The 15694-nt window shown below is 52.5% G+C and carries 12 protein-coding genes; 4 read left to right on the forward strand and 8 right to left on the reverse strand.

Annotated features, from left to right (window positions below; all coding sequences use genetic code 11):
• From add to JE47_RS0115930, 8 genes are all read right to left on the reverse strand, one after another.
• The coding region (gene add, locus JE47_RS0115885; protein ID WP_031460698.1) for an adenosine deaminase at positions 1 to 1029 on the reverse strand (1029 nt) is incomplete at its 3' end.
• Between the two features lie 1257 nt (positions 1030 to 2286).
• Entirely contained in the window at positions 2287 to 3369 is a 1083-nt protein-coding gene (prfA, locus tag JE47_RS0115900) for a peptide chain release factor 1 (RefSeq protein ID WP_031460700.1), read from the reverse strand.
• Between the two features lie 80 nt (positions 3370 to 3449).
• Positions 3450 to 3656, reverse strand: coding sequence for a 30S ribosomal protein S21 (rpsU, locus tag JE47_RS0115905; RefSeq protein ID WP_028459029.1), 207 nt, complete (start codon positions 3654 to 3656; stop codon positions 3450 to 3452).
• A gap of 525 nt (positions 3657 to 4181) precedes the next feature.
• On the reverse strand, positions 4182 to 6086 hold the full coding sequence (locus JE47_RS0115910) for an alpha-amylase family glycosyl hydrolase (protein ID WP_031460701.1): 1905 nt from the start codon (positions 6084 to 6086) through the stop codon (positions 4182 to 4184).
• A gap of 593 nt (positions 6087 to 6679) precedes the next feature.
• Positions 6680 to 7780 (reverse strand): sugar ABC transporter permease, encoded by a 1101-nt coding sequence (locus JE47_RS0115915; RefSeq protein WP_031460702.1) that lies wholly within the window; start codon positions 7778 to 7780, stop codon positions 6680 to 6682.
• Positions 7773 to 8852 (reverse strand): carbohydrate ABC transporter permease, encoded by a 1080-nt coding sequence (locus tag JE47_RS0115920; protein ID WP_031460703.1) that lies wholly within the window; start codon positions 8850 to 8852, stop codon positions 7773 to 7775. Before JE47_RS0115920 ends, JE47_RS0115915 begins: the two co-directional genes overlap by 8 nt.
• A gap of 286 nt (positions 8853 to 9138) precedes the next feature.
• Positions 9139 to 10377, reverse strand: coding sequence for an extracellular solute-binding protein (locus tag JE47_RS0115925; RefSeq protein ID WP_031460704.1), 1239 nt, complete (start codon positions 10375 to 10377; stop codon positions 9139 to 9141).
• A 63-nt stretch (positions 10378 to 10440) separates the two neighbouring features.
• Entirely contained in the window at positions 10441 to 10890 is a 450-nt protein-coding gene (locus tag JE47_RS0115930; RefSeq protein ID WP_236631257.1) for a MarR family winged helix-turn-helix transcriptional regulator, read from the reverse strand.
• Between the two features lie 195 nt (positions 10891 to 11085).
• Between JE47_RS0115930 and JE47_RS0115935 the strand changes: the two genes are divergently transcribed.
• The 4 genes from JE47_RS0115935 to JE47_RS0115950 all read left to right on the forward strand — a co-directional run.
• A complete protein-coding gene (locus tag JE47_RS0115935; RefSeq protein ID WP_031460706.1) occupies positions 11086 to 12639 on the forward strand; it encodes a PucR family transcriptional regulator in 1554 nt (517 codons plus the stop codon).
• Between the two features lie 365 nt (positions 12640 to 13004).
• Positions 13005 to 13958, forward strand: coding sequence for a decaprenyl-phosphate phosphoribosyltransferase (locus JE47_RS0115940; protein WP_031460707.1), 954 nt, complete (start codon positions 13005 to 13007; stop codon positions 13956 to 13958).
• Between the two features lie 6 nt (positions 13959 to 13964).
• Positions 13965 to 14774, forward strand: coding sequence for an isopentenyl phosphate kinase (locus JE47_RS0115945; protein WP_031460708.1), 810 nt, complete (start codon positions 13965 to 13967; stop codon positions 14772 to 14774).
• Positions 14768 to 15694 (forward strand): stage II sporulation protein M (locus tag JE47_RS0115950; protein WP_035419678.1); only part of this gene is annotated, 927 nt, incomplete at its 3' end. The genes JE47_RS0115945 and JE47_RS0115950, both read left to right, overlap by 7 nt.

The raw sequence follows: 15694 nt of genomic DNA on the forward strand, positions 1-15694 counted from the left end.
CTCTGACCGCAGATTGCGCTGAAGAGTCTCGATCGTTGTCACCAGCGTCGCACGTTCTGCTGACGATAAGAACGTGGCCTGAGCAGCGTTGCGCGTCATGGTGCAAAGATCATCGACGGTAAAACCCAGATGAATAGCAGCCCGACGAAACTCCTCGCTGATCGTCGTCTCAAAAAAGGTTGGATCGTCGGAATTGATCGTTACCAATACGCCAGCATCGTACAGTTGTCGCAACGGATGCGTTTGCCAGGAAGTGACAGCTTTTGTACGTACATTACTGCTCGGACAAACATCGAGCACAATGTCACGCTCGATAAGGGTCGCTACCAGAGTTGGGTCTTCGATACTGCGAATACCGTGACCGATTCGGCTAACCCCCAAGACATCAATCGCCCCCCACACACTGGCCGGCCCCACAACTTCACCGGCATGGGCCATCACACCCAACCCAGCCTGACGCGCCGTTGCAAATAACGCAGCAAATTCTTCCGGCGGGTGACCAATCTCGTTGCCACCAATCGACCATCCCACCACTCCCAGCGCCCGACAGTCAATAGCTACTTCGAGGATTGGCCAGGCCGCTTCGGCACCGTATTGGCGGCCATAATCAAAGACGATCCCCACTAACGGCCCACCCTGCTCTCTGGCTTGCGCAAAACCCGCCGCCGCACCAGCCACTACCTCACGGAGATCGATCCCCCGCCGCACGTGCTGCATTGGCGAAATCATCACTTCGGCATAGAGTACCTGCTGCGCTGCCAGTTCTTTCCCCAACTCGTAAGCGAGCAGCGCAAAATCTTCACCAGAAACGATTGTTTCGGCTAAGACCATAAACGTGTCGAGGAAATGCTGAAAGTCGTCGTATTGGAAGAGCGCAGCTAATTCTGCTTCATGCTGTACCGGCAGTGCAACACCATTGCGCTGACTCAACTGCAAAAAGGTGCGCGGTGAAACGGCGCCTTCAAGATGGAGATGCAGTTCAACTTTGGGCATGCGCTCAATGAAGGTTGCAAGGGCCGGTGGCAACATGACGCTCTCCTGCTTGATGCCAACAGTACGATCAGGTATCGTTACTAGTGGCGTACATTGTACCCGATAATTGGGAGATTCCCGCATGGGATAGACAAGAACGAACGCACAGCGGCCACCTCCAAACACACCGACTACGACAACACTTGCATGGCTGGCGCAGAGCCATTATTGTTTCTTGTTGATCTGCCACGTGCGCCTGACACCAATTCTACCAGGCAGAACCGGATCACACCAATCCTATCTACACATCATATTCCGTACACTGACGCATACGCCTAGTAAGATCGGACACGGGTTGCCACAGCAAGAATTGGTGTAAGTGCCTATCCGCATAACCGTCTCACGGTATAACGGATGCAACCCATCGATGGATGTAGGGGCACAGTGACCATCGTCGTGGACACCGGTAGGGGCAAAGAGGTGCCTCGCCCCTCCTCGTGAATCTCGTGCATTGCATGACAGACTTCACTGCAAGAAGGTGATCTTCTCACCATAGAGACCAAAGATAATTTTATCTTTCATTGAACATAGGATTGTGAAAAATTTTTCTTACATACGCCCAATGATCAAAAATTATCCTTTTATTCATAAATCTTAGAGAGTGTCTGAAATGTATCTAGTCGAGGGTTTTGATGGATACGTGATGGTATGAACGAACAGATCAGACGAACATCATATCCTACCGACCTTGGAGATTGGCAACAACAGCGATAAGGCACGTATGCAGGATCAGGACGATCCCCAGACAATGGGTTACAAAAGGGGGGTAGAGCGATTCCAGGTATTGGGACGGGGTATCGAGATGCAACAGATTCAGTTCGCACTTCTGCCCCCTCCCCCAACCTCCCGACCCGCCAGTGCGCGGGGAGAGGTCTGCGTGCCAGAGGTGCAGCGGCACTGCATCAGGCGCTTCTTCCATTCCCTGAGCGTGTAGCTGAATATGCCCTTGCTGAGCAGGGATTGAAGGAATGATTGGCTTGCTGAAGTCAAGTCTCAGTGTTGTACATAACTCAACATTTTTTCAGACAGGTAATGATTACACGGGTACGGTACGTGCTCCACGAGAAAGCTGGGTGTTTGGTCAGGCTCTAAGCGATGTCTCATTCGTATGATCAGAATGCCTGCCGTACAGTGAGGAGACACGCGCTGCTGCACGCAGTCAAATAATTGCTGAGAGCAGCTATATCCGCTCACCTCAGGAGTGCGGGCCAGAAGCTCACACTCCCAGGTGCAAGACGTGGATCGGATACACACTCAGTTGCTGATGCCACTGGCCCGCAACCGTTCGGCGTTATCGTAGATGATCAACGCCTCAATAATTTTATCAAGTTCACCGTCAAGAACTGCCGGCAAGTTCGAGAAGTTCTGTCCAATCCGGTGGTCGGTAATACGATCTTGCGGAAAGTTATAGGTCCGAATCTTCTCGGCCCGTTCACCAGTTCCCACCTGAGCAAGCCGAGATGCGCCGATTTCGCGTTGACGCTTCTCCTGTTCACGAGCGTACAGACGTGCACGCAGCACAGCCATCGCTCGCTCACGGTTTTGTATTTGCGACCGGCCATCCTGACAGGTGACAACAATTTCTTCCGGTGTACCGGGCTTATAGACGATCCGTACTGCCGAGTCGGTTGTATTCACCCCTTGCCCACCGTGACCAGCGCTCCGAAAGACATCAATGCGCAAGTCTTCCGGCTTGATCTCAATCTCAGTATCTTCGACTTCAGGGAGCACAGCTACAGTGGCCGTCGATGTGTGGATACGACCACGCGCTTCGGTGGCCGGTACACGCTGCACGCGATGAACACCACCCTCGTACTTCAACTGGCTGTAAGCCCCTCGACCGTGAATCTGGAAAATCACCTCTTTGATGCCACCGATGCCGTTTTCGGTCAGGCTATCCACTTCAACTTTCCAACCACGCGACTCGGCGAACCGGGTGTACATACGAAAGAGATCGGCGGCAAAGAGCGCTGCTTCGTCACCACCTTCGCCCTGCCGGATCTCCATAATGACATCCTTTTCGTCGTTGGGATCACGTGGCAGCAGGAGCAGCTTCAACTGCTCTTCGAGCTTGAGTAACCGCTTTCGCTGCATCTCAAGCTCTTCCTGGGCCAGTGCCCGCAATTCCGGATCGCTATCGTCGAGCATCGCTTCCGCTTCGTCAATTGCACGTTGGGTAGCCTGATATTCACGATACGTAGCAACAATGTCTTCCAGTTCGCGCTGTTCACGGGCATACTGCTGCAAGAGGGACGCATTTGTTGCTACCTCTGGCTTCGCCATCAATTCGGTTAATTCATCGTAGCGTGCGGCAACGGCAGCCAGTTTATCAAACATAATCTTATCTTCCGCTACTCAAGATGGTCGATGGCACAATACGTGCTTTACGCTGCAACGTATGTGCCATCGAAGGTTTTTCAATTCAGACCAAGCGCAGCAGCTTTGGCCAGTTTCTTTCGACGATTCCGCTCGGCGCGACGACGCTTCTCTTTGCGCTGCTCACTCTTCGAGATAAAGTGCATTTTCTCGCGATAGGTTTTGGTGATTCGCTCAGCGACAACACCTTTATTAAAGCGGCGAATGAGCTGTTCTACGGTTTCGCCTTCTCGACGTTCAACTCGCATAGCGCTGCCGGATCAACGGTACCTAGTTGTGATAGAGAATCGTGACCTGGCGCGGGGCAACGCCCGATTTCTCTGGTGTTACCGTGATCCTCCTCTATCACCTCCTTCGCTGTAGATTTGGTGCGCCCCTGTGCAGCGACATGCGCCGTTATCGTACACCGAAAATACAGTATACCTGATCGTTCATTAATGCGCAACCGTCACCCCTTTCGTTAGAGGTTTTTAGCTTCGGGTCTCCTTTCAGGTACGCGGGCCTCCGGCCCGCCTCGGACAGGCATCCAAAAGACGGCGAGCGGCTTGAGATGCCACCCCGCCATCATCGCCTAGGTGCGCAGGCCTCCGGCCCGCCTCAGCAGAGTGCTGGATGCGGTGGGCGAGTTCTCAACCCGACCCAACATACGCTAACGACATGATCGACGAGCGAAGAGTGGCTTGGGGAGACTGCTGACAGAACGGGAAGCTGAGCACCACTGCACACACGTACTGGGGAGAAGTTAGAAACCCGCCTCTGCTGCTCCCGTTTCTCTAGATTCGCCGCAACACAGCTCCACCATACGCCGGTAATGCTATCCGTCCGCCAACGATGTCGGCCGATTGGGTAGCCAACACAACCTCCCAGCGCCCTGACGGTAATGGAATCATACCGGCGTGTGGTGCCTGCTGAAGTGCTACCAGCCAGGTTTCACCATTGGCCGTACAAGTGTATGCCAGTTGACCGTGCCGGTCATCAATATGAATGAATCGACGTTCACCACGCCAGATTGCTGTTGTCGCCCGCCGCAATGCTCCAAGTTGCCAGTAAAACTCGAGCAGTTCGCGATCTTGATCTTCGCCCCACAACATCGGCAATCGTGACTCTTCAGGATGGCCGCTACCATCGGCATGACGTACATCGAGCCGCTGACTTAGCCCAACTTCCGTGCCGTAGTAGAGGATTGGTGGATGAGGCAACGTGTACTGACATAGAGCGGCCAGTCGTAAACGGCGAGTATCACCGCGCACAATCCACAGAAAGCGGTTCATATCATGATTATCGAGAAAACTGGGTAGATAGAAGCCAGGTGGGAAGTAGTGTAAATGCCGGTTGAGAAATACCACAAATTGACTGGCGCTCATCTCATCGAAGGCAAAGAAGCGTCGGATGGCCTGAAGTAAGAGGAAATCTAGACAACCGTCGAGTCGACCAACATACGAGCGCAGCACCTCAGCCGTATCAACTGCCTCGCCCAACAGCACACAATCTGACTTGACACTTCGTAGTGCTGCCCGAAACATCGTCCAGAAATCGTGTGAAGGGCCTATTGTGTAATCGAGCCGATACCCGTCAATCCCCTGTTCTAACCAGTAGCGTGCGGCATCGATCATAAACTGACGTGCTGGAGGATAATCCAGATCAAGCTGTGGCAGTTCAGCAACCCCAAAAAAAGAGACGTATCGATCTGGATAGCGGGTAAAGGTAAACCATTCCCGTTCTGGGCTGTGCGGGTCGCTAATAGCCCGACGGAAGATAGGATGCTGGTTTGAAAAGTGATTGGCGGTGTAATCCAGAATGACTCGCATCCCACGATCATGGGCTGCTGCGATTAGGTGCTTCAGGTCGGCCATTGTTCCCAGACGGGGTTCGACATCGTAGTAATCAGTAGCGTCATAGCCATGGTGTGAAGGTGAAGGGAACAGTGGCGATAGCCAGATCGCCGTGGTACCTAAACTGGCGATGTAGTCAAGATGAGAGGTGATCCCGGCCAGTGTACCGCCGTAGATACCCATCGGTGTCGGTGGATTGGCAAACTGACGACCAGGGCCAGGATGAAATCGGTCGATGAAGATATGGTAAATCAATGCCTCACCGAGCCAGTCAGGTGATCCCTCATCACCCACGCGATACGCGCACGTCCGAGGACGACGGAAGAAGGTCAGATGAAACTCTGCACCCATCTCGTGAAGATAATGATCTCCTGGCCCAGGTTGACCAACCACACTGCCATCGCCTTCGGTAGCGCCGATCACTTCACTATACCAAAACGACTCGGTTCCTTCGCGTAACCAGGCTTCGATCCGGTAGCGAACAACGGTGCCGTTCGGTTGTGGTGGCAAATCAATCGCCCACTCTTCCGCATACCCCCAGAGCAAGGTATCCCAATGACTGGCAAGGCGCTGACCAACTGCTACCGCACTTCCCGACGCTGGCTCACCACGTTTCCCATTTGGCTCACTACCATCGGTGGTATAGTAAACGCATACCTGATCGGCGGTAATCGATGGCCCTAATGTAACCAGGAGCCGGACAGGATCGCCAGCTTGTGGTACCGCCGGTATCATCCGATAGCGGTGAGAAATACCCGCTATCTCTGCCCGCACATACCCTAATCGACGACTATCGGTCGCCATTGTTCCGAAAATAAAGTCAGCCGAGACGTGTATCTGTTCCACGGTGAACAATCCTTTGAATTTCAACTTGCGGGAATAACACGATACGTTGCTATTGCAGGAGTGATCTGTCGCAAACATTCCCCTATTAGAGGGCGTTACGTTCACTCCTGTTACCGATCAAGCGCAGATAGCATATGGACGATGAGACACCGGATGGTGTCAGGGCACGATAGCCCCGTTGCAGAGTTGCTCTCCCACCGTGCAGAGGCTCACGAGCAAACTGAACATTTGTACAACAACACATGTTCTGGCATGGGCGTGCGCATTCCACGCATCCGTCTGCCCTCTCTGGAATGCACTGCGCGGACGGTGTATCGCATCCGTTCTCTGCCTACCGTTGAACGCAGGCAAGACCGGCGAGGTAAGAACGTTGCATTACTAGAACAAATATTCTATAAGCATTTTACCCGTTCTTGACCCCTCAGCAGAGACAGAATGAGACACACTAGCGCATATCTGAAAAAGCCTCCTCATTGCCTAAACATGTGTCTCTGGCCTGCGTACCGACGAGAGCAGACGGAACCCGATCTGAGCTGCTGCCTGACCGTGCTCCGTAGTCCGTAGCGCAAGGCTCACCAAGGCAACTGCATTACCTATCCCTTCACACCACCTAACGTCAGGCCGCCAATGATGTAGCGTTGCAACAAAAGATAGACAATCGCGACCGGTAATGAGAGCAGGATCGAGAAAGCGGCAAACCGTGACCATGGAATCTGACCTGCATACTGACCGGTCATATTATAGAGTGACATCGCTAGCGTGAAATCTTTTGGATCGGTCAAGAACTGCCACGACAGAAAGAATTCAGTCCAACCGCCGGTAAAACCAAGAAAACCTGTGACGGCCAGTGCTGGTGTCGCGAGTGGCAACACAATCTGGAAAAAGACTTGATTAGGCGAAGCACCGTCGATAATAGCGGCCTCTTCCAGCTCCTTCGGGATTGTATCAAGATAGCCCTTCAAATTCCAGATTGCAAACGGGAGAGCACCTGACACCATCGCAATACCAACGCCGAGCAGCGAGTTCCGTAGCACGAAGACCTCACTGCGCGGTGGGGTAAGCCCACTAAAAATCAGACCAAAGCTAATCGCTAACCCAACCGCACCGAAGAAATAATTGCCTGGCCCGGCAGAACCCATGCGAATTGCGGGAGCGACCGCAAAAATGGTCAGGCCGAGCAGCATCAACCCGGCAATAATCAACACAATGCTCATAATGGCACTACTGATACGTACACTGTTCAGTAGCGCGAAGAGAGGTGCGATGGTCGCTACACTCGGCAAGACAGTAATTGCCAAGACCGCAATCATCATAAACTGCCGACCGGGAAACTTAAAACGTGAGAAGGCATAGGCAGCACTGACACCGATCAGCAAAGCGAATGCCGAAACTCCACCAGCCAGCCGTAGACTGTTAAACGCTAGTTCGGTAAACGTCACCGGATTAGCAGTTGGGCGATCAAGTACTTGCAAATAGGCCTGAAATGATGCACCAGGGGGGATAAGGTTCAGCTCTGTCGGTCGCGAAATATTACGCGGATCGAGGGACATACTAACGATCCAGAGCACCGGAAAGAGCACAGTGGCTGCAATAAAGAGACAGATGGCCTGTAATACAAGCTGTTGCCACCACTTCAAGCGGCGGCCAGCAGTTGTGCTGCCCGAACGGCGCGAGGGAACAGTGACACTAGACATCGTAGCTCTCCGTAGCGCGTGAAATCTTGTTCGTTATCAAGAAGATCGGTATCAGAACGAGCGCAATGATAACCGAGAAAGCGGCTGCAACCCCGTAAAGCTGATTGACATTGATCAGTTTGAACGCTTGCGTCACCATAATCTCAGTCCGACCAAGCGGACCACCACCGCTCATAAAGTAGATGACGTGGAACAAATTAAAGGTAGTAACAATACCGACCATCGCTGCCGGTACCATTGCCGGACGAAGGAGTGGCAGAGTTATGCGCCAGAATTGCTGTAATCCGGTAGCACCATCGATACTGGCCGCTTCATACATCTCTTTCGGAATCGATTGCAAAGCACCGGTTGCCACAATCGTCATAAATGGCCATCCAAGCCAGATGTTCGCGATCAGCATTGCGTAATAGCTGAGTGGCAAACCGATGCCGGGAATTGGGTCTTGAATCTGGTTAAACCAGCGAATTTGAACTGGATCGAAACCGAACGGTGTGATGAGGAGGTTGATCAACTGATTGATCGAGCCATACTGATCGTCAAACATATTGCGCCAGACAGTAGCAACAACGATATTCGGTAACACCATGGGTAAAATATAAATGGCCCGATAAATTTTTCGTCCCCACAACCCCTCAACATTTAACAACACAGCAATAATGACGCCTAAAGCGACGTGGAATCCAACATTCGAGAACGTCCACCATAGATTAAAGGCCAGTAACCGCCAAAAGTCAAAATTCCCCCCCAGACGAGCGACAAACTGAGGGTTGTTAGTGACAATATCAAGATAGTTTCTGAAACCGACATATTGAGCCGGTCGGTAATTTGGTGGCGTAGTACCATTAGGGCCAAAGGGATTGAGCGTTTGCTTACCCTCCTCTTTAATAACCCCATAATCGGTAAACGACATCCAGACCTGAAAAGCCAGCGGGTAAAAGGTGATGAGCATCATAATGATCAACGCTGGCAGCAAGTAGATCAGTGGGGTGCGCAGTTGTTTCCACCCCTCGGACAGAGCTGAACGCGGTACCCGAACCGGTTGTGAGGTCAGCTCTGGATTTGTGGTTGCCATGCGGCTTCCTCCCCTTCGCTTGAACTGAACGGTATAAAGTGGTTAGTTGCGGTATCGCTCAATGATACCACTGAACGCTGATCGTTTGTCGCCCTCGTTATGCGGAACCAGATCGATCACTAGTTAGCAGATGCGAACACTCCCGCCAGATACTGCCCATCACTCCTGCTGCTCGTCTTGTTCCGCGCTGTTCATTGTGCCACTATCATAGAGACGCGCAGCAACGTTGGTGTGACAGCGGGGCAGGTTTTGCACCTGCCCCGACGTTTAGACAACAGCGTTCGACTTACTTACCATTCGCCGTATTCATCAATGCACAGGCTTCGGTCACTGCTGCCTTCGGATCAGCACCACCATCCAGTACTTTGGTCATCGCATCACCAAATGGCCCCCAATAGTTGTCAAGTTCAGGAATCTGGGGTCGTGGTACACCGGTAGCAGAGGCTTGGGCAAAGGCCTGTACTAATGGGTCGCTAATCTCAACCTTCGTGCTGACAGGGACATGACCAGCTTCATCAACGTAGACCTTCATCGATTCGGGACTGGTCAAAAACATCGCCAACGCCACAGCACCTGCGACATTCTGGCTGTTAATGCTGACATAGAACCCATCAACACCAGTGAGCGGGCCAGCCGGCTTTACTGCACCTGGCATAGGCGCGACGCCGAGGTTATCACCGAGGACGGCACGGTAGTCACCCAAAACCCATGGGCCGTTGATGATCATATCGGCTTTGCCATCCTTGAAGAGCGAGTCAGCCTGACCTCCATCGGTGGAGAAAGTGACGGTCGGAACTTCTTTGAGTGCCTTCAGGTAAGCAAACCACTCGGCACCACCTGCCTGATCAGCGATGCACTTGCCGCTAGCATCCATCAATTGACCACCGAATGCCTGTAGCCAACCGAAATTGTGGTAGGCATTCTGATTGAGTACGAGCGTATTACCTCCCTTCACCAGGGCTAGCAGCTCATCGGTCGTCGTCGGTGGGTTAGCAACTTTGCTCTTGTTGTAATAGAGAGCAACGGCCTTAAACGATTCGGGAATACCGTACAGCTTGCCGTTGAGCGACATCCCGGCAACACCGGTTGGGGCAACATCCGTGAGGCGGCTTTGGTATTCACTCAGATCGGCCAACACACCGGCCCGAATCTGACTGCCTAGGCTGTCGTTGGGAGCAATGAACATATCAGGTCCACCACCCGACGAAACTTCATTATTGAACTTGTTGAATATCTGATCAAACGGAATTTGTAGAACATTGATTGTAGCATTCGGGTAGGCAGCGCGTGCCCGGTCGATCAGGATATTGATCGCTTTTTCCTCAGCACTCCCGGTACCATACGCATGCCAGAGGGTTACGGTGCCGGTAATGGCCATTCCATCAGTTGTCGGTTGTGCAGGAGCGGCAGTAGGTGCAGCAGGGGCAGCCGTCGGTTGCGCAGCGGGGGTTGCCTGACCACAGGCGGATAGCAGGGTGGCAAACAATGCCAACAAAGCAATGAACGAGAAGGTTAACCTCTTCACAAGAAACTCCTTTGTCTAGTGCATCAATGCTTCATACCATACCAGATACGGGTATATGTGCTGTCAATCGCGGTTAGACAGTACGTCACCTCCTTTCGAGCTATCTGTACCGTGTTGCAGTATCGTTAATTCGCGACGGAGTTTCAGAAGTAAGTGAGTCAGAGTTTCGTGCTCGGTATGATCAAGGACAGCCCAACGTCGCACGACCGATTCACTAAACGCAGCCCGAACCAACCCCAGATGTTCATAGCCACGCTTTGTCAACACAATCCGTTGCACCCGTCGATCATTGGGATCGGCCATGCGTTCAACAAATCCAAACGCACTGAGACGATCAACCAGGCGAGTGGTGCTACTCTTATCGATCAACAAATGCTCACTCAAATCTGACAACCGCACACCGTGATGCTCGGCCAGTAGCAACAGCGCCGCGTATTGGGTTGGATTAAGCTGGAATTGACGCAACAAGCGACGGTCGCCATCATCCAGCAAGACATACACTTCTTGGATCATACGGTATTGCCCTGGCCCAGATGGCGTCATAGAATTGCAAAACACTTCGTTGTTTCAAAAATAGTTGTATTTTAAACTGTTGTGTCTGAGATTGTATCAGATGCGACGAAGTCTGTCAAGTACCTTACCCACTACAGACAAGAACAATGTATAATACTAACGGTTTTCGGTGATAAACGATTGTGATTCATCACTATGGTAACCATCACCGTTCGTGATGTCGTTCGTCTAGCACTGCCAGAAGGAACGACGATTGTAGCTGGCGCTGCCGGATTGGGGCGTCAGGTTAGCTGGATAGCCACACTGCGCGCCACATTACCGGCCTTTGCCGAACTGCGTGGTGGTGAGCTAGCCTTACTATCGGTTGAAGCCGCAATCGCCCTCGACCCACGACTAACGCTGGCAGTGCTGGTACGCCGCCTGGCTCAGGCACCGGTACCAATTGCCGGTGTCGCCGTTTTGGGCACTATTACTGCCGAAGATCAGCAAGCAGCCGAAGATGCGCGTCTGCCGTTGCTGAAGCTCCCGGAAGGGGTTGACTTACGTGAGGTCGAGCGGGAGATCACTCGGCTAATTACCGATTACGAAGCCCAATTCGAGCGGCGCGCCGCTCGCCTCTACGATCTCTTGACCCAGTGTTCATTGCAAGGGGGTGGGATCGGTGGCTTGCTCGACATTTTGTACGAACGTACCGGACAGAGCGTTGCTTGCTATGCACCGAACGGCGCATTACGAGCCCAGCGTGGGCGTGGGCAGGCACGGCTGGCCTTACAAGCCCTACGCCCAAGTGGGCGCGGCGAAGTAACCCTGTTCAACCAGCAGATTTGGGTTGAACCAATTGGTAATTCAACCCTACCGACCGGCTACGTTGCTATTGCCGGGACAACGCTCGACGCATGGGATCGCACCGCAGCCCAACGTGGCGCCCTGGCACTGGCGCTCGAACTGGCGAAGGAACAGGCGGTACAGGCGGCTGAAGAGCGCTTACGCGGTGATTTTATTGCCGGTATTCTAGCCGGTTCAGCCGGTGATCTGGCAGCAGCAATTCAGCGTGGACAAGAATTAGGGTATACCCTCAATGTGCCCCACACCGCGATGCTGGTTCATATCGACGACGCCGGCCCGGCAACACTGGCGCGCGCAGCGACGAATGTTCAGAACGAGTTGAAACGACTGGGCATTAACGCACCGATCTCCCGTCGCGAGAGCAATGTGCTCTGTATGCTACCAACCACAAGCGTAACGCGCATACGCGAACTGGCCGAACAATTGCGTGAACGATTACGGATTGATCACCCGAACGTAGTCATCGCCATTGGTATGCCAGCCGCGCAACTAAACGAGTGGCGGCGTTCGGTTGAAGAGGCTGAACAATCGTTGAGTCTCGGTCGGCAGATTTTTGGCGATGACCGGGTATTGGCGTTTGGTGATCTTGGAGTATATCGCCTCCTGATTCGTCTGCGTGAAACGCCGGAGTTGTGGTCGTTTTATCGGGAAACACTCGCAAACCTGGCTGAATACGACAAACGGCAACATTCCGATTTGATCAAAACCCTTGAAGCCTACTTCAACAACCTTGGGAATTTGCGTGCTACTTCAGAAGCCCTGCACGTGCACCGCAATACCCTGCTCTACCGTCTCGAACGGATTAAAGAGATCAGTGGTATGGACCTCGATAATGCCGAAGAGCATTTTGCGCTTTGGTTGGCTGTGCGGGTACATCGTATCCTGGCTACCCTGGAAGAGTAAACCTTTTCAACGTTTTATCCGCCTCGACAGCGGTGAGGAGAGAGGCTACTTCCTGTTCAACAGTGGTTTTACGTGTTCTCGTTGATCATGCCCTCAGCGCACAAGAGAGACCGGTTCCAAACCCGTTCCCGATGGTGTGCACATGCGCTAGCCGATGCCTTCGATGTTCACACCCAGGTTTATTGACAGCGGATGCGGGCGTTTTGTCGGTGTACCTCCACTGTGTATTGTCCGGTTATCAAAAGCGTCTTGAAACTGAGAACGCTGAAAAGCTCCACTTCCAACACCCTCGCATTGACGATTGGTACCGTTGTCGGGTACAATCAAGGCAGGTTTGCAATGGATGAGGACACAACAAACGAACAATGGATAATCTTTCACGTTCTCAACCCATCGAGCGTCTTGCCCCATTTAGTGCGCAATCATTACGCGCTCTGCTGCGCACCATGCGTCCACGGCAGTGGATCAAGAATGTGTTCGTGTTTGCGGCGATTGCCTTTTCTGAAGGGCGGCTCTGGTATAACGAACCACTGCAATTATTGCGGGTGATTGGCGCATTCATTGCCTTCTGTATGGCTGCTAGTGCCATCTACTTGATTAACGATCTGGTTGACATGGAGAAAGATCGGGCCCACCCGAAAAAACGTCATCGGCCACTGGCTGCCGGTATTCTCAGCCCGACTCTGGCTGCAATCACTGCCGCAATATTGATCGTGAGCGTCTTTCCGCTGGCGCTATGGCTCGATGGTGATAGTGATTTTGCAATTGTTTTGGCCGTATATGTCGTTGTACAAGGATTTTTGTACAGTTACTGGCTGAAAAATGTCGTCATTTTTGATATTCTGATCATTGCTGCCGGTTTCATTTTACGAGCGATTGCCGGGGCAGCGGTGATTGATATTGTTATCACACCATGGCTGATCGTTTGTATGGGATTACTGGCGCTTTTCCTCGGGATTGGGAAGCGCCGTCACGAGTTGAAATTGCTCGAAAATGGAGCCGGAAACCATCGCCGTATCCTGACCGAGTATTCGATACCGTTACTCGATCAGATGCAATCAATCGTTACTGCCAGTATTATTATGGCGTACAGTATGACAGCGTTTTCAGCACCGGTTGCCCCGCAAAAACCATTTCCGATGCTCATGATCACTGTTCCGTTTGTGGTGTATGCAATTTTCCGCTATCTGTATTTGGTCTACCAGCGTGATGGCGGCGGCGCACCCGAAGACCTGGTCTTGCAAGATCGTCCGTTAGCGATCAGCATTGTGTTGTGGGGTATGACTGTATTGGCTGTCTTAATGTTCTTTCCGTCATAAACGGCTGTGTATACCTTCATTAAATTTGGTGGTTCAGTTATCACCGACAAAACCGGTCGTGAGTCGGCCAATCTGGACGTTATTCAGCGGCTGGCACAGGCCATTGCGGCGGCACGTGCCGCCAATCCGACGCTGGCATTAGTGCTGGGACACGGCAGTGGTTCTTTCGGTCATCACTACGCAGCACGGTATGGGGTACACCGTGGCATACCGCTCGATGCCGATCATACCGGTTTCGCTCTGACTGCCGCGGCAGCACTACGACTTAACCGCATTGTTGTTGATACGCTCCTGGATGCTGATGTACCGGCTGTTAGCCTGCAACCATCCGCTTCTCTCCGTAGCACCAACGGTCAAATCACCCATTGGGAGACTACACCAATTTACGAAGCATTACAACGTCGGTTGGTACCGGTTATTCACGGCGATGTTGCCTTTGATGAAAGGCAAGGGACAGCGATTATTTCTACCGAAGCCCTGCTGAACTTCCTCGCTCTACGGAGTCCGCTACGTCCCCGACGAATTATTCTGGTGGGAGAGCAGGCGGTATACACTGCCGATCCACACCGCGATCCAACTGCTCAACCGATCCCGTTGATTACGCAGGAAAATATTGCCCAGGTATTATCACAGACCGGCGGTTCACGGGCAGCCGATGTGACCGGTGGTATGCGCAGTAAGATCGAGTTCATGTGGCAACTGGTTGAGGCCATCCCTGATCTGGAAGTCTGGCTGATCGGGCCGATACCCGAACGATTAACCGCCGTCCTGCTCGGTCAATCACCTGCGGTAGGAACCCTGATGAAGCAATGCTGAGACCTGACCAACACATTCAGCAACGTTCAGCGTCATGGAAGCGGCTTGAGGAGCTTATTAATCGCGGTAGTGGTGGTATTGGCCGCCTATCAGCCGCAGAATTACGTGAACTTGGGCAATTGTACCGTCAAGCCTGTACCGATCTGGCCATAGCTCGCCGGGATTATCCCGATCATATGGTCACCGATTACCTTAATCAGATTGTTGCCCGTGCACATGGGATTATCTACCGCTATAACGAAACCCAACGCATTATCACCTTTTTTCAAACCACACTCCCGCACACATTTCGAACGATCTGGCCGATGACGCTGATCGCCGCGTTGTTGTTCTTCTTACCGGCAATTGTCGCCTTCATCATAACGTTTCGTGATCCGACGCTCGGCGAGGCCCTCGTTCCCGACGTAGCGATGCTCACCGAGCAGATTCGGTCCGGCGAAGAGTGGTGGCAGCAAATCAATGAAAGCCCAGCAGCGGCTTCTGCCGAAATTATGACCAATAACATTAATGTCACAATCAGAGCGTTTACCGGTGGCGTAACATTAGGACTGTACACAGCGTACATCTTGGTAGTTAATGGATTACTTTTTGGTACGGTAACCGGTATTGCGCAACGTTTTGATTTTGCCGATAACCTCTGGAACTTTATCATTGGTCATATTACGCTTGAGTTCAGTGCGATCTTTATTGCTGGTGGTGCCGGGTTGCAATTAGGCTGGGCGATCCTCCGCCCCGGCACACTCAGTCGGCGTGGGGCACTGGTTGTAGCGGGTAAAAGGGCCGTCGTGCTGGTGATCGGCTGTGCCCTCATTCTAGTCGCCGCCGGTATGATCGAAAGTTTTATTTCGCCAACGAATCTGCCATTTCTGGTCAAAATGATAATCTCAATCGGTTCAGGGATGTTGTTGTACGCCTATTTG

The organism is Chloroflexus sp. MS-G (genome assembly GCF_000735195.1).
Lineage (GTDB): Bacteria > Chloroflexota > Chloroflexia > Chloroflexales > Chloroflexaceae > Chloroflexus.

What these genes read in the sequence shown, in the direction of transcription:
- prfA (WP_031460700.1), bottom strand. Translation starts at nt 3,369, where the DNA reads ATGTTTGATAAACTGGCTGCCGTTGCCGCACGCTACGATGAATTAACC.
- rpsU (WP_028459029.1), bottom strand. Translation starts at nt 3,656, where the DNA reads ATGCGAGTTGAACGTCGAGAAGGCGAAACCGTAGAACAGCTCATTCGC.
- JE47_RS0115915 (WP_031460702.1), bottom strand. Translation starts at nt 7,780, where the DNA reads ATGTCTAGTGTCACTGTTCCCTCGCGCCGTTCGGGCAGCACAACTGCT.
- JE47_RS0115920 (WP_031460703.1), bottom strand. Translation starts at nt 8,852, where the DNA reads ATGGCAACCACAAATCCAGAGCTGACCTCACAACCGGTTCGGGTACCG.
- JE47_RS0115930 (WP_236631257.1), bottom strand. Translation starts at nt 10,890, where the DNA reads ATGATCCAAGAAGTGTATGTCTTGCTGGATGATGGCGACCGTCGCTTG.
- JE47_RS0115935 (WP_031460706.1), top strand. Translation starts at nt 11,086, where the DNA reads ATGGTAACCATCACCGTTCGTGATGTCGTTCGTCTAGCACTGCCAGAA.
- JE47_RS0115940 (WP_031460707.1), top strand. Translation starts at nt 13,005, where the DNA reads ATGGATAATCTTTCACGTTCTCAACCCATCGAGCGTCTTGCCCCATTT.